Source organism: Roseivirga sp., from assembly GCF_049099775.1.
Taxonomy (GTDB): Bacteria; Bacteroidota; Bacteroidia; order Cytophagales; family Cyclobacteriaceae; genus Roseivirga.
In genome coordinates, this window is sequence record NZ_JAGDZM010000001.1 from 429,950 (window position 1) to 446,930 (window position 16,981).

General features: G+C 40.1%; 15 protein-coding genes. 2 read left to right on the forward strand and 13 right to left on the reverse strand.

The genetic code is table 11. From position 1 onward, the window contains the following. Positions 1-10 precede the first annotated feature (10 nt). Positions 11-715, reverse strand: a complete 705-nt coding sequence (locus JXQ92_RS02110) for an SDR family oxidoreductase (RefSeq protein WP_421984921.1) — start codon at positions 713-715, stop codon at positions 11-13. A gap of 117 nt (positions 716-832) precedes the next feature. On the opposite strand from JXQ92_RS02110, the gene JXQ92_RS02115 reads away from it, so the two are divergent. Next, positions 833-1,429, forward strand: a complete 597-nt coding sequence (locus tag JXQ92_RS02115; protein WP_421984922.1) for a hypothetical protein — start codon at positions 833-835, stop codon at positions 1,427-1,429. 8 nt (positions 1,430-1,437) lie between these two features. Here JXQ92_RS02115 and JXQ92_RS02120 read toward each other — a convergent pair whose 3' ends face one another. Continuing rightward, complete coding sequence (locus tag JXQ92_RS02120; RefSeq protein ID WP_421984923.1) at positions 1,438-2,256, reverse strand: purine-nucleoside phosphorylase; 819 nt, start codon at positions 2,254-2,256, stop codon at positions 1,438-1,440. Positions 2,257-2,413: 157 nt separating this feature from the next. On the opposite strand from JXQ92_RS02120, the gene JXQ92_RS02125 reads away from it, so the two are divergent. After that, positions 2,414-2,938 carry an NADPH-dependent FMN reductase gene (locus tag JXQ92_RS02125; protein WP_421984924.1) on the forward strand — a complete coding sequence of 175 codons (525 nt, stop codon included), beginning with the start codon at positions 2,414-2,416 and terminating at the stop codon, positions 2,936-2,938. 180 nt (positions 2,939-3,118) lie between these two features. Here JXQ92_RS02125 and ftsZ read toward each other — a convergent pair whose 3' ends face one another. From ftsZ to JXQ92_RS02180, 11 genes are all read right to left on the reverse strand, one after another. Continuing rightward, complete coding sequence (gene ftsZ / locus JXQ92_RS02130) at positions 3,119-4,687, reverse strand: cell division protein FtsZ (RefSeq protein WP_421984925.1); 1,569 nt, start codon at positions 4,685-4,687, stop codon at positions 3,119-3,121. Positions 4,688-4,754: 67 nt separating this feature from the next. After that, positions 4,755-6,062: a cell division protein FtsA gene (gene ftsA / locus JXQ92_RS02135; RefSeq protein WP_421984926.1), complete on the reverse strand. Its 1,308-nt coding sequence runs from the start codon at positions 6,060-6,062 to the stop codon at positions 4,755-4,757. Positions 6,063-6,066: 4 nt separating this feature from the next. After that, a complete protein-coding gene (locus JXQ92_RS02140) occupies positions 6,067-6,840 on the reverse strand; it encodes a cell division protein FtsQ/DivIB (RefSeq protein WP_421984927.1) in 774 nt (257 codons plus the stop codon). Continuing rightward, the gene (gene murC / locus JXQ92_RS02145; RefSeq protein ID WP_421984928.1) at positions 6,837-8,207 is read right to left on the reverse strand and encodes a UDP-N-acetylmuramate--L-alanine ligase; all 1,371 of its coding nucleotides are present in this window, start codon (positions 8,205-8,207) and stop codon (positions 6,837-6,839) included. The genes JXQ92_RS02140 and murC overlap by 4 nt, the downstream gene beginning before the upstream one ends. Continuing rightward, positions 8,204-9,289, reverse strand: coding sequence for an undecaprenyldiphospho-muramoylpentapeptide beta-N-acetylglucosaminyltransferase (gene murG / locus JXQ92_RS02150; RefSeq protein WP_421984963.1), 1,086 nt, complete (start codon positions 9,287-9,289; stop codon positions 8,204-8,206). The genes murC and murG overlap by 4 nt, the downstream gene beginning before the upstream one ends. Before the next feature lie 30 nt (positions 9,290-9,319). Beyond that, positions 9,320-10,480 (reverse strand): FtsW/RodA/SpoVE family cell cycle protein, encoded by a 1,161-nt coding sequence (locus JXQ92_RS02155; protein ID WP_421984964.1) that lies wholly within the window; start codon positions 10,478-10,480, stop codon positions 9,320-9,322. Beyond that, the gene (murD, locus tag JXQ92_RS02160) at positions 10,480-11,817 is read right to left on the reverse strand and encodes a UDP-N-acetylmuramoyl-L-alanine--D-glutamate ligase (RefSeq protein ID WP_421984929.1); all 1,338 of its coding nucleotides are present in this window, start codon (positions 11,815-11,817) and stop codon (positions 10,480-10,482) included. Before murD ends, JXQ92_RS02155 begins: the two co-directional genes overlap by 1 nt. Positions 11,818-11,822: 5 nt before the next feature. Further along, the gene (gene mraY / locus JXQ92_RS02165; RefSeq protein WP_421984930.1) at positions 11,823-13,040 is read right to left on the reverse strand and encodes a phospho-N-acetylmuramoyl-pentapeptide-transferase; all 1,218 of its coding nucleotides are present in this window, start codon (positions 13,038-13,040) and stop codon (positions 11,823-11,825) included. Between the two features lie 3 nt (positions 13,041-13,043). After that, positions 13,044-14,513: a UDP-N-acetylmuramoyl-L-alanyl-D-glutamate--2,6-diaminopimelate ligase gene (locus JXQ92_RS02170; RefSeq protein ID WP_421984931.1), complete on the reverse strand. Its 1,470-nt coding sequence runs from the start codon at positions 14,511-14,513 to the stop codon at positions 13,044-13,046. Further along, positions 14,513-16,612, reverse strand: coding sequence for a penicillin-binding protein (locus JXQ92_RS02175; RefSeq protein ID WP_421984932.1), 2,100 nt, complete (start codon positions 16,610-16,612; stop codon positions 14,513-14,515). Before JXQ92_RS02175 ends, JXQ92_RS02170 begins: the two co-directional genes overlap by 1 nt. After that, positions 16,602-16,979, reverse strand: a complete 378-nt coding sequence (locus tag JXQ92_RS02180) for an FtsL-like putative cell division protein (protein ID WP_421984933.1) — start codon at positions 16,977-16,979, stop codon at positions 16,602-16,604. Before JXQ92_RS02180 ends, JXQ92_RS02175 begins: the two co-directional genes overlap by 11 nt. Between the last annotated feature and the right edge of the window lie 2 nt (positions 16,980-16,981).

The window sequence follows — 16,981 nt, forward strand, 5'->3', positions numbered from 1 at the left end:
ACGTAGTGACTTATTTTTTATTGGGTTTCCCCTTAGGCATTAATGGCCTTACTTCAACATCTACCACATGATAATTAGGGTGTGTTTCAAGGCTTTGCAATATAGTTAAAGCAATGTCTTCTGGGCGCATCATATGCTCGTTTGCATTTGCAAATTCTATACTATCGAAGAAATTAGTGTTTGTACTTCCTGGATAGATTGTAGATACTTTGATGCCATGATTTCTCAATTCTTTGAAAATCGATTGGCCAATACCTCTCACGGCATGTTTTGTCCCCACATAACCAGACATCGTTTCAACGCCATTTGTACCTGCAATAGAAGCGATGTTCACGATGTGACCTTCTTCCATTTCGATCATATCAGGCACGACCATTTTTGTGCAATAGAAAAGCCCATGAACATTTACATCGAACATAGCTTTCCATTCTTCTACTGGCATTTCATGAATCAATCCTTGATGTCCAAAACCTGCATTATTGATCAATACAGAGGCTTTCCCTAGCTTTTCTCTGGTTCTTTGGAAAGACCCCTGAACGTTCTCCCAATCAGCCACATCTGTTCCGAAAAAGTGATAATTTTCATGTTCAATTTCAGGGTTGGTTCTACCCCAACCTGCCACAATCGCGCCTGCTTTCAACAGCACTTTTACAGTTTCCAGACCGATTCCTTTACTTACTCCTGTAACGATGGCAACCTTACCATTTAACTCCATAATTCTTTATAATAAACTGCTTACCTATTTCCTTGCTTATCCTCAAAGGGGCGATAACTCACTTCAGATTTTCTTTGAAGCACAGATCGTTCTCAAATAACACACAAATACCGCATTATGAAAAGACTTTTATTGGCTTCTCTCATTTCATTGCTCTTTATAAACCACTCTTTAATTGCTCAAGAAGAGGTGGAATATGATTGGGCTGCCTTCTACCAATTAATCCCGCTTGAAGCAGGAAACTATACAAATTTCAAATTAACAGGTGCTGTTAGGGCAAATGGTGACCAACCAGACGCAAATGATGCTGCAGCCCTGTGGGCGCGGGTGGAGAAGGCAGACGGATCTCCAGCTTTTTTTGATAATATGGGCGATAGGCTAATAACTTCGAACGAATGGAGCAACTATATCATCGAAGGTGACATTACATCTGATGACGTAACCATGTACTTTGGTGGTCTCGTAGTAGGCTCCGGCACCTTCTTTTTTGATGCACTTAAACTTCAGTTCAAGAAAACGGATGGAACTTGGACAACTTTTGAATTCAAGGGTGGCGGATTTGAAGCTTCCATTGAAGGCAATAAAATGACACATTGGCTGGAGGGTATTCACATTTCCATGGATATTCGTGCGGTCAAATATAGTATCAGCTCTTCAAACGATGCATTCGAGGGTGAAAAATCGCTCATGATAAAACGCAGAAAGAACTTCTAATAGCTGTACTAGTTCTTAGCGATAAGGGCTTTGATAATAGTTGTCATGCCCTTTTCAGCCTTAAATGCGGCTTCCAGAATCTTACTAATCTCTGCTTTTTCAAGATTGTCAGGATCGCATAAATCTGTGATGGCTGAGATAGCGAAAACGGGTAAATCCATATGACGGGCAACAATAACTTCTGGTATTGTCGACATTCCAACAGCATCACCACCTATTCTGCCAATAAATCTATATTCTGCTCTTGTTTCTAGGTTTGGACCGCTCACACCGACGTATACGCCCTCATGGCAAGGGATTTCATGTTCTTTTGCAATCTCTAAGGCCTCGTCGATCATTTTTCGTTCGTATGGCTCGCTCATATCTGGAAACCTACCACCAAATTCGTCAAGATTTGCTCCTGTAAGCGGGTTTTCCTTTGTCAGGTCAATATGATCTTCAATGATCATTAAATCTGCTATTTTGAACCCCAAATTCACACCTCCAGCGGCATTCGAAACAAACAATTTTTGGATACCTAACTGCTTTAAAACTCTTACAGGAAAGGTCACTTCCTTCATGTCATAACCCTCATAATAATGGAATCGGCCTTGCATGGCTACAACTTTCCTACCCGCTAGTTCACCAAAAATCAGCTTGCCTTTATGACTCTCAACCGTTGACACAGGAAAGTTTGGAAGATGCTCATATTCTAATTCAAACTCAGCTTGTATATCATTTACCAATGCACCTAAACCTGTACCTAAAATAATTCCAAACTCTGGCGTAAAGTCTACTTTGTTTTTAATGAAATCAGTGGTCTGAGCAATTTTTTCCGAGTAAGTCATAGGGCTGTTTTGTTAACAAATCAAATATGCAAAGTTTTTGAATTCTCTTGAACTATTTCGGCGAGATTAGGTTCTAATGACACTTGTAAAATCATTAAGGTTCCAAGATTATGATGAAACTGATTTTGGGTCTTAATTTAGCGACAATTAAAAGCATATGATCACAATTGTAGTTGGCACAAACCGTAAGAATTCTGTAAGCCGTAAAGTGGCCGAATATTACTCATCCTTACTCTCGGCGAAGAGCGAAGAAAGTCAAATCGTCGACTTGGTAGATTTACCTGCAGATTTTACAACCACAGCGCTTTATGAGAACAATGGAACGAATGAAGCTTTTAATGGACTTAGAAAAAAGGTTCAGGCTGCTGACAAACTTGTATTTATTGTTCCTGAGTATAATGGTTCTTTTCCAGGTGTGTTGAAAGCATTTATTGATGGTTTAAAGTACCCCGAAGGTGTGAAAGATAAAATGGCAGCAATGGTTGGCATATCGTCTGGTGTCCAAGGCGGTGTTTTTGCCATGTCTCACCTCACAGACATATTCAACTACTTGGGAATGAATGTATTGGCCATAAAACCAAAATTAGCTGCCATTGAGCGAAATTTCGAAGGTGGCAAGATTACCAACGACCTTTACAATCAATTGCTTAACGGTCAAATTGATCGATTAATCAAGTTCTGAGGGGCTTCCTACAATTCACTAATTAAGTCGCTAAACCAAATCAAACCCTATCGGTAAGAGGAACTCAGTCGGCAACCTATTCTGTATCGCTTCATACTTAAAAAATCAACAAAAAAACAGCCCATGGCAGTAGGCTGTTTTTGTATGCGTCACGTTATAATGCTCGTTCGAGCTTGTAGACTAGTCTACATTATCATGTAAGAACTTATTGTCTCCCATAATCTCATCGTCATCATTTAGATTGAAGCGAGAAACGCTTCTTTCTGAAGATGGAAGGTTATCGGTAAGCCTTACTTGCTTTCTTTGATAAGCTGGAATTTCTAACTTCTCTTTAAAGTCGTGATTATCGATTTGCTGTGCATTTGTTCCACGCAATCTTTCTTCACGAATTCTAGCTTGTTCCTGCAACTTTATACGCTTCATTTCCAAGAAGTTCTTATTACGCTCTTCTTGAAAGTCATTATCTAATGACTGATTGCGCTTTTCTACTTCCGGATCTTGAGGCACTTGAGGTTGCTGTGGCGGATATTCTTCTATCTCATACTTTTCTGCCAATCGGCTGAGAAATGAATAACCCGACGTCATATCTTCCTCGTCCTTTTGTTCTTCTTTTGCTTCAGGTTGAGTCTCCTCACTATCAACACTTTCTGTTTCTTCAAAAAGGAGTGCTTGCGAGTTGTGTTTAGGTGATAGGGAGTCATCGCTTCTTGTTTCAATCTCTAGATTGCTCTCTAGATCGATAACCCTTTTCTTTTCAACCGAAATAGTCTCCAGCTCTGGAGTCTCAAAACCTGTTGCAATTACTGTTACGCTGATATTCTGCCCATGCTCTTGATCAATTCCATGACCAAAGATTACATCGGCATCGTCACCAGCTTTCTCTTGGATATATTCTGTTATTTCTGTCAGTTCATCCATTTGTAATTCAGCCTCTTCGCCTGAAACAATGGATAGTAATATTCTTTTAGCGCCGTGAATGTCTTTGCTATTGAGCAAAGGAGAAGATATGGCCATTTCAGCCGCTCTAAGTGCTCTTCCTTCGCCTTCGGCCAAGGCAGAACCCATCACTGCCGCACCAGCACCTTTCATTACTGTCTGAACATCCATGAAATCGACGTTCACATAGCCAGGTACAGTGATAATCTCTGCTATTCCTTTAGCTGCCGTGGTTAAGACGTTATCAGCTTCTCCAAAGGCACTACTAATTGGTAGGTTCCCATGAATTTCGCGCAGCTTATCATTTAAGATTACCAGAACGGTATCGCAATTTTCTTTAAGCTCTGCTATTCCTTTATTCGCAGCATTTGTCTTTTTCTTTCCTTCAAAACTGAATGGTGCGGTAACAATACCAACCGTTAGCAGGTCCATATCTCTAGCAATTTTAGCAATTACTGGTGCTGCTCCTGTTCCGGTTCCACCACCCATACCGGCAGTAATGAATACCATTTTGGTGTCTTCACCTAGCATTTCACGAATTTGCTCTTTGCTTTCTATTGCTGCGTTTTTCCCTGTATCAGGATTTGCTCCTGCACCGAGTCCTTCAGTCAGACCAATTCCAATTTGTAATCTATTTGGAATGGGACTGCTTTTTAATGCTTGTGCGTCTGTATTACACACTACGAATTCCACATCTCTAATACCTTGATTAAACATGTGATTTACTGCGTTGCTTCCTCCGCCACCAACACCGATTACTTTGATAATCGACTTGTGGTGTGATGGGAGTTCGAACATGTAAGAATCTGCCATGACTGTTTATTTTAAGTAGAATCAAACTTGGTTTATACCGAGTTGTCGTCTTTGTTTTTTTATTATTCTAATATTCGTTTTTATCGTGAAAATCGTCCATTAATAATCCTTTGGTACGATCGATTAGCTTACTGAAGAATTCTGAGCCTTTCTTGCTACTTCCTTCGCTACGTTTACTATTTGCACCGGCTTTATTTTCCAGGTACCTGTTTTCTCTTTCATCTATTGCTCTGAAACCTGACAACACCAAACCAACAGTAGTGGCGTACATAGGACTCTTAATTGCTTCTATTTTAGATTTACCTAAGTGTTCGTTCGGATACCCAATTCTTGCATCCATTCCGGTCATATATTCAAATAACTGTTTGATATAGGCTAATTGTGAACCACCACCAGTTATTACGATACCGCCCGCTAGTTTACTTCCGTAACCAGAAGTAATGATTTCGGCATGAACCAGTTCTATAATCTCCTCCATTCTTGCCTCGACAATATGTGCTAGGTTACGAATAGAAATTTCCTTTGGAGGCCTGTTTCTTAAACCAGGAATAGACACTATTTCATTAGGGTTTGCTTCTTCGGCAATTGCCTTACCAAACTTTGTTTTTAATAACTCCGCTTGGTTTTGCATTACCTTAAGGCCTTCCTTAATATCTGTAGTAATGATATTGCCACCGAAAGGAATGACTGCTGTATGTCTGATAATACTATCATGGAAAATGGCAACATCTGTAGTACCACCTCCAATATCAACTAAACACACACCTGCTTCTTTTTCCTCATCCGACAATACTGACATACTAGAAGCTAATGGCTCTAAAATGAGATCATCAATCTCAAGACCTGCTCTTTTTACGCACTTATTGATATTGCGAATTGCATTGGTTTGTGCTGTGATAACGTGAAAATCGGCCTCTAATTTTACCCCAGACATGCCAACCGGGTCTTTAATACCATCTTCATAATCCACAATGTAGTCTTGTGGCATTACGTGAATTATTTCACATCCTGGAGGCATTACTATCTTATGGATATCATTAGTTAACCTGTTAATATCCTCAACAGTAATCTCATCGTCTACACGGTCGCGCGTAATGCTACCGTGGTGTACTGAGCTTTTAATGTGCTGACCGGCAATACCCACATTTACCACATTAATTTCAATCCCGGATTGCTCACTGGCTTCCGCGATTGCTTTTTCAATGGCAAGTACTGTCTTGTCAATATTTGTTACTATTCCTCGAATAACTCCGTCTGAAACGGCTTTACCCATACCGAGTACTTCAAGTTTTCCGTACTCGTTTTTAGCACCTACTATAGCACATATTTTCGTTGTGCCGATGTCTAGTCCTACTACAATTTTATCGTTTTGCATGGCATTATTTGGTATCACAGATGATCTGGTCTTTGAAAGCTACATTTACCCTTTTATAGGTGTTCCAACCTTTGGTTGGCATTATCTCCTTAAAAAATATCTTAAGGTTTTTAAATTTATTCTCGATGTTTTTGGCGTTGCCTAATTCTAGCATTTGGTTACCAACTTGCGGGTACATTATTATATCATCACTACTATTGATGATAATTTGCCCCACTTGTTTGGTCCAAAACTTATCGGCATTGATATGATTGACTAAGTCAAAAATGTCTGCGTCTTCTTCTCTGTCTTTCACGTTAGTGAGATCCAACATTTTGGCTACATATCTTCCGGTGATTACGGGTACTCTTGCCGTGTATTTTGTCGATACGGGTAGTAAATCGCCGTCTTCTCCTATATAAGCACTTTCTCCACGGTTGCTGATTAATCTCGCAACTGGTTTATTCTGCCTTGCTTTTACTACTAAATGGCCTTTAAGATCTCTAAATACTTCGGCATCTTTTACAAAGCTGTGTGACTCAATTCTATTTTCTATTGCTTTAAGGCTTACTCTTCCGAATTTATCGCCAAGCACTGAATCACCTTCGTTTTCCATGATTAAAGACATCACGTCTGCCTCATCTATAAAGAAGTTTTCAAATGCATTTTCAATTTCCACATCGATATCCTCTATACGATAGCCAACTTCACGTTTTTCGACGAAACTGATCATTAAGAAAATGATCACACAACCTCCAATTATCCCTGCTACCCTCAGTATTGTCTCTTTAGTTTTCATGACAGTGAGTTTTTAATAGGTTCAATTAATTTGTCAATATCTCCCGCACCAATTGTCAATAAGACTTCTGGTTTCCATTCGTGGATTTGACTTATGAGATGCTCTTTTGTGCTTATTGTTTTCTTTTGTGTGTTAATGTTTTTCAATAGTATTTCAGATGATACTCCTGAAATAGGTAATTCTCGTGCAGGATAGATATCTAAAAGGATTACCTCATCGGCTAGCGATAGGCTTTCAGAAAATCCACTCGCAAAATCTCTTGTCCGCGTAAATAAGTGAGGCTGGAACACCGCAGTTACTTTCTTTTTTGGGAACAGATCTCTTACTGATTTTAGGAAGACTTCTATTTCCACCGGATGGTGGGCATAATCGTCGATATAAACCACCTCTTCAGACCTATGTATAAATTCGAACCTTCGCTTTACCCCTTTATAGGAACTAACGCCTTCTTTGAGGCTTTCAACATCTGCCCCTAACTCACTGCAGACCGCCATGGCTACTAGCATGTTTTCTACATTATGGTAGCCTGGTACATTCAGTCGTACACCTTCTATGGTTTGATCTCCATTATAATCAAATACGAAAGTAGCATCTTCTATTCTCAGGTTAGTAGATTTTACATAACCATCGGCATATCCATAACCGGTATGCTCCACTGAATTCTCATCTATCAGGTCACTTTTCAGATTGTCTTTTACAAAAAGATGACCTCCTTTATTTATCTGCTTGACAAATTGCTTGAATGAATCTTTTAAGGATTCTTTGTCGCCATATATATCTAAATGATCTGCATCAGTCGCCGTTACTACAGCAATATCTGGATGCAGTGTTAAGAATGATCTATCAAATTCGTCTGCTTCAATAACGGCAATACTATTTTCACCATCATTAAGTACCATGTTAGTATTATAATTGGCAGAAATTCCACCTAAGAAACCTGTGCAATCAATGCCTGCCGTTTTTAGTAAATGCACAATCATTGAAGATGTAGTGGTTTTTCCATGTGTTCCCGCCACAGCAACATTTCTCATGTTTTGAGTAATTAGCCCCAAAACTTCCGATCGCTTTAGTAAGCTATAATCATTACCTCTAAACCAATTCAGACCTGTATGATCTTTGGGAATAGCCGGTGTATAGACAATAAGCACACCATCGGTTGATGCCTTTATTTCACTAGAAATTAGACTAAGGTCATCTTGAAAATGAATTGAAATACCTTCTGATATCAGACTATTGGTTAATGATGTTTCGGTTCTATCATAACCGGATACAGCTTTCCCATTATGCTTAAACCAACGGGCTAAAGCACTCATTCCGATCCCTCCGATCCCAATAAAATAGACGCTATGTATGCTATCTAAATTCATTCAATTAGGCTGGCTATTTCATTTACTATTTCTTCTGCAGCATTGGGTTTAGCCATTGCTTTAATATTCTTTGCGAGCGCATCTTTCTGCGCCTGGTCATTGATTAGGGCTATCGCTCGATTAATCAAATGTTCTTTCGCCTCTAAATCTTTTACTAGTAGTGCTGCTTTGTTATCAACCATTGCCTTAGCATTTTTCGATTGATGATCTTCCGCAACATTTGGTGAAGGCACAAAAACTGTCGGTTTGCCTGCTATACTCAGTTCTGATACTGACAATGCACCCGCTCGACTAATCACCACATCGGCAGCGGCGTATGCCAAATCCATTTCTCTTAGGAATTCGTGAAGGTGAATAAGTCCATCATGTTCAGCTTGCTGAAGTTTCGACTTCATTTCTTCATGATAAAACTTACCGCATTGCCATATAACTTGAACTTTTTCGGAAACAAGTTTTTCGATACCGTTGACCACACTATCATTTAGTGTTCTGGCACCGAGGCTTCCTCCTAGTATCATCAATACTGGCTTGTCATTACTTAAACCAAAGTGCTTAAGACCGACTTCCTTCTTATTGGCTAAATCAGTAATGTCTTTTCGAACGGGATTGCCTGTTAAGACAATCTTATCGGCAGGGAAGAACTTATCCATGCCTTGATAGGCCACGCAAATCTTATCTACTTTTCCTGAAAGCACTTTATTTGTTAGGCCTGCATAGGAATTCTGCTCTTGAATAACGGTAGAAATTCGTTTTCGAGTAGCCACTCTTAAAAGTGGTCCTGAAGCATATCCGCCAACGCCGACAACTGCATCGGGTTTAAAATTCTTTATTATTCGTGCACTTTTTAAAAGGCTATCGATCACTTTGAAAGGAAATGACAGATTGTCTAAAGTGAGTTTTCTTTGTAATCCACTTATCCATAGACCTTCAATGGCATAACCGGCTTCTGGAACTTTTTGCATTTCCATTTTACCTTTGGCGCCTACAAAAAGTATTTCAGCCCCTTTAAATCTAGCTTTAAAGGCATTGGCAATCGCAATCGCCGGATAAATATGTCCGCCGGTTCCGCCTCCGCTTATAATCAATCGATATGGTGCTTTCTTTTCTATAATTTAAATGGCTTTTGCCGTATTTCTTGTTTCATTACTTAGCGATGAGATATCTTCTCGTTCGCCTCTACTTATACTCAGGATTATTCCTAAGGCTAGTCCTGTGAAAATGAGTGATGTTCCACCCATACTTATTAATGGTAACGTTTGCCCGGTTACTGGACCTAGTCCTACGACTACTCCTATGTTTACCAAGGCTTGTATAACTAAAGCAAAGCTCAATCCCGCGGATAACAGGCCTCCAAAGGCTCGGTCGCTATTCGCCACCACGCGCATGCCTCGGTAGAGTAAAACGAGATAAAGCAGTAAGACAATTACACCGCCCACTATGCCATATTCTTCTATGATGATGGCATAAACGAAGTCAGAAAATGCTGCTGGCAAGAAATTCCTTTGCACACTATTTCCGGGGCCTTTCCCCATGATTCCTCCAGTGGCAATGGCGATATAAGATTGTTCTACTTGGTAGGGTAATTCTGTGCCTTGCACAAAGCTCTTAATTCTACTTCCGGCGGTTGTTCCACGCTGGCCTACCTTCATGGCAATAAGCCCAACGAACACCCCAACGATTACAAGCATGCCCAAATACTTCATTGGTACTCTTCCTATAAATAGCAGTAGCATACAGGTTGCGAAAAGGAGAATCGCAGTAGATATATTAGTCATTGCGATTAAACCGCAGATGCCGCCACACCATGCAAGCATAGGGATCAAAGACTCTTTAAAGTCTTCAATGTTTTGTTGTCGTTTGGCCAACATAGTGGCAAGTGCAGCGATAAGGGCCAACTTAGCCAAATCGGATGGCTGAAACTGAATTCCTATAAATGGAAGTACAATCCAACGTGATGCTTCATTAATGCTCGAACCATACAGCCAAACATAAATCAATAAGGGTACTGATGCAATTAATGCGTAACGGGTGATTTTAGAATAATATCGGTAATCAACCTTATGAGCAAGCCACATGACGACTAGCGCTAAAACAACCATGAACGAATGTCTGATGAGGTATTTCTCCGTATTACCGCCTTCAAATCTATAGGCGAGCGATCCTGTTGCACTGTAAATAACGAGTATGCCAAATACTGAAAGGCATAGCACGACTATCCAGATGACGGGATCACCCTGAATATGCTTATCTGTCCATGCCTTTACTTTATTCATCATAACGCTAATGCGGCTTTCTTAAATTGTATTCCTCTGTCTTCGTAATTCTTAAACAAGTCGAAACTTGAACATGCAGGTGAAAGCAATACGGTATCACCTGGTTTTGCTAATTCTTTTGCCCATCGCATTGCCTTGATCAAATCGTCGGTAGACTTCACGGTTGGTACAATATTTTCAAATGAGGTAATGAGCTTACTGTTGTCTTTCCCAAGACATATCAGTGCTTTTACCTTGTCACTTACTAAAGCCTCTACAAGGCTGTAGTCGTTTCCTTTATCTATTCCTCCGGCAATCCATACAATTGGCGTATCGAATGCATCGAGGGCATATTTCACTGAATCTAGGTTGGTTGCCTTTGAATCGTTGATATAGTCTACGCCGTCCAGCGTTCTCACTAATTCGAGTCTGTGTTCTGCGTTTTGGAAGGTTTTCAGTCCTTTTAAAAGATCTTCTTTCTCTACGCCAGCCAAGAGTGCCGCATTACCTGCTGCCATGGCATTTTGAACATTATGTAGTCCCTTGATTGAGATATCTGCTCTGGGGGCAGATATCTCAAAATCAAAGGGAACATAAAACAACCTATCAAATTGTATATGTGTTATCTCAGTGGCGTCTCCACTAAGCGAAAAGGGACGTACATTCAGGCCACGAGTGGCGCTCACAATGCCTTCCCCGATTTGGGCGTCTTCCTGCCAATAGACAGCATGACATCCCAGGTGTACAAGGTGAAATATGCGCATCTTAGATGCGATATATTTTTTGAAGTCATAATCGTACCGATCGAGATGATCTGGCGTGATGTTTAAAAGGACTCCTATTTCTAATTTTAATTCGTAGGTATCGTCTAACTGAAAACTACTTAGCTCTAGCACATACCAATCATAAGTTTCTGTTAAAACCTGCCGTGCAAAGCTCTTCCCTACATTTCCAGCCATTCCCACATTGTAGCCAGCACCTTTCAAAATATGATAGGTGAGCATTGTGGTAGTAGTCTTTCCATTAGTACCAGTAATACCAATGAGTTTAGCTGAAGTGAATTTTCCGGCAAACTCTATTTCTGAAATGATTAAGTTTCCTTTAGCTCTGAGTGCTTTCACTATTGGAGCACTATCAGGAATACCTGGGCTTTTTACCACCACATCACTTTTCAAAATTCTTTCTTGAGCATGACCGTTTTCTTCAAACTCAATACCTAACGATACTAGCTCATCTTTAAAATGACCGGCTATTGCACCAAAGTCAGATACGAACACATCATACCCCTTCGCTTGCCCTAACAGGGCAGCACCTACGCCGCTTTCACCGGCCCCAAGTATGGTTAGTATTCTTTTCAATGCTTCTATCTTAACTTTAATGTGGCCAATGCTATAATGGCTAGCAGTATGCCTATAATCCAGAATCGCGTTACAATTTTCGCTTCTGGTATGTCCATTTTTTGATAATGATGATGGAGTGGAGACATCTTGAAGACTCTTCTTCCTTCACCGTATTTCTTTCTTGTGTATTTGAAATAACTCACCTGTATTACCACAGATAAATTCTCAATAATGAAGATTCCGCATAACACAGGAATCAATAATTCTTTGCGAAGCACTAAGGCTAAAACTGTGATGACGCCACCAAGCGAAAGGCTACCGGTATCTCCCATAAATACCTGAGCTGGGTATGAGTTATACCAAAGAAAACCTACACATGCTCCTACGAAAGCGGTACAGAAAATCACTAATTCACCAGAATTAGGAATAAACATCACATTGAGGTAATCAGAGAAGATGGCGTTACCTGATATATAGGCTAAAATGGCCAGTGCCAAACCAATAATGGCCGAAGTACCTGCCGCCAGCCCATCGATTCCATCTGTAAGGTTTGCTCCATTAGATATGGCAGTCACAAAAAAGATGACAACCAAAATATAAATGGCCGCCGTTATCCATTCTTGATCGGTAGGGTTAAGCTTACTATAGTCTAACTCATTATCCTTTACGAATGGGATTGTTGTTTTTGATGATTTTGAGTCGGTAAAAGATCTTGGCGCTTCTGTGCCTTCTACTATTTCAGTAGATGTTACTTCCTCAAATTCCCTTACTACAACATTGTCGCTGAAATAGAGCGTTGCTCCTACGATTAGGCCAACAAATATTTGACCGAATACTTTAAACTTTCCGGCTAAACCTTCCTTATTCTTTCTAAATACTTTGATGTAATCATCCAAAAAGCCAATTGCCCCAAGCAATAGCGTGGTTGCTAACAACAAGATGACATAGATATTTTCTAACCTGGCAAAAAGTAAAGTAGGGATTACAATAGCCGCTATTATGATAAGGCCTCCCATAGTCGGTGTGCCTTTTTTCTCCATCTGGCCTGCAAGACCCAAATCACGAATTGATTCTCCGACTTGTTTCTTTTGGAGTATTTGGATCAATTTTTTGCCAAATACTATCGTAATCATTAAAGAAAGAAGCGTAGCCATACCCGCCCTGAAGGAGATATACTGAAACACGCCAGCACCCACCAGGTCAAATTCTCTATCCAAATAATCAAACAGATAATACAGCATCGTTTAGTTCTGTTTATGGATTAGGTTCAACATCTCTTCTAGTATTTTCCTGTCGTCAAAAGCAGATCGCTCTCCTTTTACTTCCTGGTAAGTTTCATGTCCTTTGCCCGCTACAAGAATTATATCTTTTGCTTCGGCCAAAGCACTTGCTGTTTTAATCGCTTCTTTCCTGTCCTCTATGACAAGGGTTTTCTTATAATTAGATGGTGTTACACCTTCTTGCATATCCTTTATGATGGCCATTGGCTCTTCAAAACGAGGATTGTCAGAGGTTAAAATAACTTTATCGCTCAGGGCGCAGGCAATTTTTGCCATTATAGGACGCTTTTCAGCGTCTCTATTTCCACCACAACCAACTACCGTAATCACTTTCTCATTACCTGTTCTAAATTCTTTGATCGTTAGCAGAACATTCTCGAGTGCGTCTGGCGTATGGGCATAATCGACTATCGCAGTTATTCCTGTTTTGGTCATAACCTGTTCGAACCTGCCTGGCGCAGCATTAATATTTGAAAGCACTCTAAGTACCTCTTCAGGATCCTCTTCTAGCAAAACGGCTGTGCCGAATACAGCTAATAAGTTATAGGCATTGAAATCACCTATTAGCTTGAACCAAACATTCTGATTGGCTAAGTCTAGCTCCAATCCTTGAAGTGTATTGGACAGAATTCTTGCTTTAAACTCCGCTATACTCTTTAAAGCATATTTATGCTTACTCGCTTTTGTATTTTGAAGCATTACCATTCCGCGTTTATCATCGCTGTTCGTCAAGGCGAATGCAGATGACGACAATCCATCAAAAAGTAATTTTTTAGCTTTTATGTATTCGTCGAATGTCTTATGGTAATCTAAGTGCTCATGCGTCAGATTGGTAAAGACCGCTCCGGCATAAGTAAGGCCTGCAATTCTGTGCTGCACTATTGCGTGTGAGCTAGATTCCATGAAGCAATGGGTGCACCCTTTCGCTACCATTTTTGCCAACATTCGATTAATGGTTATGGCATCGGGAGTGGTATGTGTAGCTGGAATTACCTCATCATTCACCTTATTATCAACAGTAGATAATAAGCCAGTATTGTATCCTAGGTCTCTAAAAAGATGGAATAGTAGTGTGACACAAGTTGTTTTACCATTTGTGCCCGTTACACCAACTAGTTTTAGTTTTTGAGAAGGGTTTCCATAATAATTAGAAGCCATAAAACCCAAAGCTTGGGCTGAGTTCTTCACTTGAATTATGGCAATATCATCGATGGTAGTTTGTGGCAACTCTTCACATACAATTGCTACAGCTCCTTTTTGAATGGCTTGATCTATGTAATCGTGACCATTCACTTGTGTACCAGACACGGCAATAAAGACACTGCCTACCTCAACTTTTCTAGAATCAAAGGCAAGCGTTGTCACCTCAGTTTCCATATCTCCGGAAACAGAAGTCAACGACACTTTATATAATATGTCCTTTAATTGAGGCATTAACCTAATTCAATTTTAATTCTTGCGCCTTGTGTTATTCGTCTACCGGCCGGAACAGATTGTTTTTCAACCCTGCCCGAACCGGTAACCGAAACTTTTAAACCTATATTTTCGAGGATGTAAATCGCATCCCTAAGTGACATTCCTTTCACGTTAGGTACTAAATCTTCTCCGTCATGATTTTCTTTCCAAATGATCGCGTTATTACTGACCGTTGATCGAACCCATTCAGCTTGACCATTGAAGTGATTTGAAATGCCCAATTGATTGCACAGCTCATTGAGTTCTTGAAAATTTCCTGCTCTGATGACTGGAAACTTGCCTTCACTGGCCAAAAGATTCGGTTCAAATGAATCGTGGATATCAAGGTTTTTAGCATATATCATATCGGCTATTTCCTTGAAAACAGGGGCAGAAACATCTCCTCCAAATCGATTCATCCCATCCGGGCTATCGATAACTACGATACAGCTATAGAGTGGCTCTTCTGAAGGAAAATAACCAGCGAAAGAGGCATAATATTTTTGCCAAGTATATCGCCCATTAATTAACTTTTGAGCTGTTCCAGTTTTTCCAGCAATCTTATATACATCATTTTTAATGTTCTTTGCCGTACCCCTTTCAACTACGCCTTCGAGCATTTTCCTTAGGCCAGCGAGTGTTTTATCCGATGCAATTTTCTTATTGAGCACTTTAGATTCGAAGGTTTCAATGGTCTTACCTCCACGCTTGATGCTTTTAACCAAAATCGGCTGAATCATTTTCCCATCATTCGCTACTGCATTATACAGGGTAAGCGTTTGCAGTGGCGTCAGTTGCATTTCATAGCCTATAGACATCCAAGGTAAAGTGACATTCGACCAACTTTTATCGTCAGCATCCTTTATATAAGGAACGCCTTCTCCTATTAGTTGAAAATCTAATGGTTTACCGAAACCGGTATTTTTAATGATATCGACATATTCTTGAGGGGTATCGCCAAAATGCTCATCGACTAACTTTGCAGTACCAACATTTGAAGATTTCACGAATACGTCTTCAACGGTCAACATTCCATACCCGCCTGTTTTATGATCACGCATGGTACGATCGCTAAATTTCAGCGCACCTTTACCTGTGTCTACTGAATCAGTCAATTCAACTTTTCCTGCTTCTAATAAAGCGAGCATCGAAGCTAACTTGAAAGTTGAGCCTGGATCATTATTTTCAGCTACTGCGAAATTTAAATTCTCGGCATATGTGCCTTTTGAGGTTCTTTTTAGGTTCGAAATGGCTTTGATTTCGCCAGTCTTAACTTCCATTAAAACCACGGTGCCATAAGCCGCATTAAGATTGGAAACGGCTCTTAAGAGGGCACTTTCAGCTACATCTTGTAGATTGACATCTATAGTGGTATGAACATCATATCCGTTTACAGGACGAATATCGGAAGAGGCATTTATAGGTCTCCAATTACCATTACCTGTCATTTTCTGGAAAAGGCCTTCTCCATCTTGGCCTGCTAAAAAATGATCAAAACTCTTTTCTATACCATGAGAACCAGATTTTTCAGGAGTTAGATTTCCAATGGTTCTAACTGCGAGGCTTTCGAATGGATTATGTCTTTTATCAACTTTTTCAAAGATGACGCCGCCTTTCATTTGGCCTAAACGAAAAATTGGCCATTGGGCCACTTGTTCCTTTTCTTGATAATCGAGATCTTCTTTACTAAGGACTAAATACCTCTTTTTGGCTTGTCGAGCCTCCGAGATCTTCTTCTGATAGTAGTCTGAAGAATGATCTCGGAAAAAAGCTGACAATAGGTGTGAAAGGGAGTCTAATTTGGACGTAAATGTCGTGTCATGAGCCACTGACGGATCAAAGGCTAATCTATAAAAGGGTAATGAAGTAGCTAACAGGTCTTCCCCATCAGAATATATACTTCCCCTTGTTGCTTTTATGGTTCTATAATCAAGGCTATTTGCCCTTGCCTGTTCTCTCCAATGTTCACCGTTAATAATCTGTATATCGACCATTTGGTAAACGATGGCTAAAACAAAAACAGCAGCGCCTAAAAAAGCGATGCGCACCCGAAGCAGTATGTCCTTCTTAATATTCATCGTCGTCAGCAATGATTTTAGTGGGTGGCTCCATACTTTCAATTAAACCAAGAGGCTTCACCTTCTTGGCAACTTCTGACTGCTTACTACCATACATATAGTTAGCTTCCAGCGTAGTAACATCTGCCTTTAAGTCTTCAACAACGTCCTCTAGCCTATCAATTTCTCGAATGGACTTCTCTGCATAGTGATTGTTCCATACATAGAACACACCAAGCAAAACCGTGAACGCTACTTTAGGTAAATGTTTAACAGGTAACTCAGAATTCCAGTCTTGGCCAAATTTGAATTTTGCAGACAAAAAGCCGAAGAATCCTCTGCCGCGAGGCCTTTCGTTTTCTTTGACTCTAAATCTATTCTCAGCCATGT

What these genes read in the sequence shown, in the direction of transcription:
- JXQ92_RS02180 (WP_421984933.1), bottom strand. Translation starts at nt 16,979, where the DNA reads ATGGCTGAGAATAGATTTAGAGTCAAAGAAAACGAAAGGCCTCGCGGC.
- JXQ92_RS02120 (WP_421984923.1), bottom strand. Translation starts at nt 2,256, where the DNA reads ATGACTTACTCGGAAAAAATTGCTCAGACCACTGATTTCATTAAAAAC.
- JXQ92_RS02125 (WP_421984924.1), top strand. Translation starts at nt 2,414, where the DNA reads ATGATCACAATTGTAGTTGGCACAAACCGTAAGAATTCTGTAAGCCGT.
- JXQ92_RS02170 (WP_421984931.1), bottom strand. Translation starts at nt 14,513, where the DNA reads ATGCCTCAATTAAAGGACATATTATATAAAGTGTCGTTGACTTCTGTT.
- ftsZ (WP_421984925.1), bottom strand. Translation starts at nt 4,687, where the DNA reads ATGGCAGATTCTTACATGTTCGAACTCCCATCACACCACAAGTCGATT.
- JXQ92_RS02140 (WP_421984927.1), bottom strand. Translation starts at nt 6,840, where the DNA reads ATGAAAACTAAAGAGACAATACTGAGGGTAGCAGGGATAATTGGAGGT.
- murC (WP_421984928.1), bottom strand. Translation starts at nt 8,207, where the DNA reads ATGAATTTAGATAGCATACATAGCGTCTATTTTATTGGGATCGGAGGG.
- JXQ92_RS02110 (WP_421984921.1), bottom strand. Translation starts at nt 715, where the DNA reads ATGGAGTTAAATGGTAAGGTTGCCATCGTTACAGGAGTAAGTAAAGGA.
- ftsA (WP_421984926.1), bottom strand. Translation starts at nt 6,062, where the DNA reads ATGCAAAACGATAAAATTGTAGTAGGACTAGACATCGGCACAACGAAA.
- JXQ92_RS02155 (WP_421984964.1), bottom strand. Translation starts at nt 10,480, where the DNA reads ATGAATAAAGTAAAGGCATGGACAGATAAGCATATTCAGGGTGATCCC.
- JXQ92_RS02175 (WP_421984932.1), bottom strand. Translation starts at nt 16,612, where the DNA reads ATGAATATTAAGAAGGACATACTGCTTCGGGTGCGCATCGCTTTTTTA.
- mraY (WP_421984930.1), bottom strand. Translation starts at nt 13,040, where the DNA reads ATGCTGTATTATCTGTTTGATTATTTGGATAGAGAATTTGACCTGGTG.
- JXQ92_RS02115 (WP_421984922.1), top strand. Translation starts at nt 833, where the DNA reads ATGAAAAGACTTTTATTGGCTTCTCTCATTTCATTGCTCTTTATAAAC.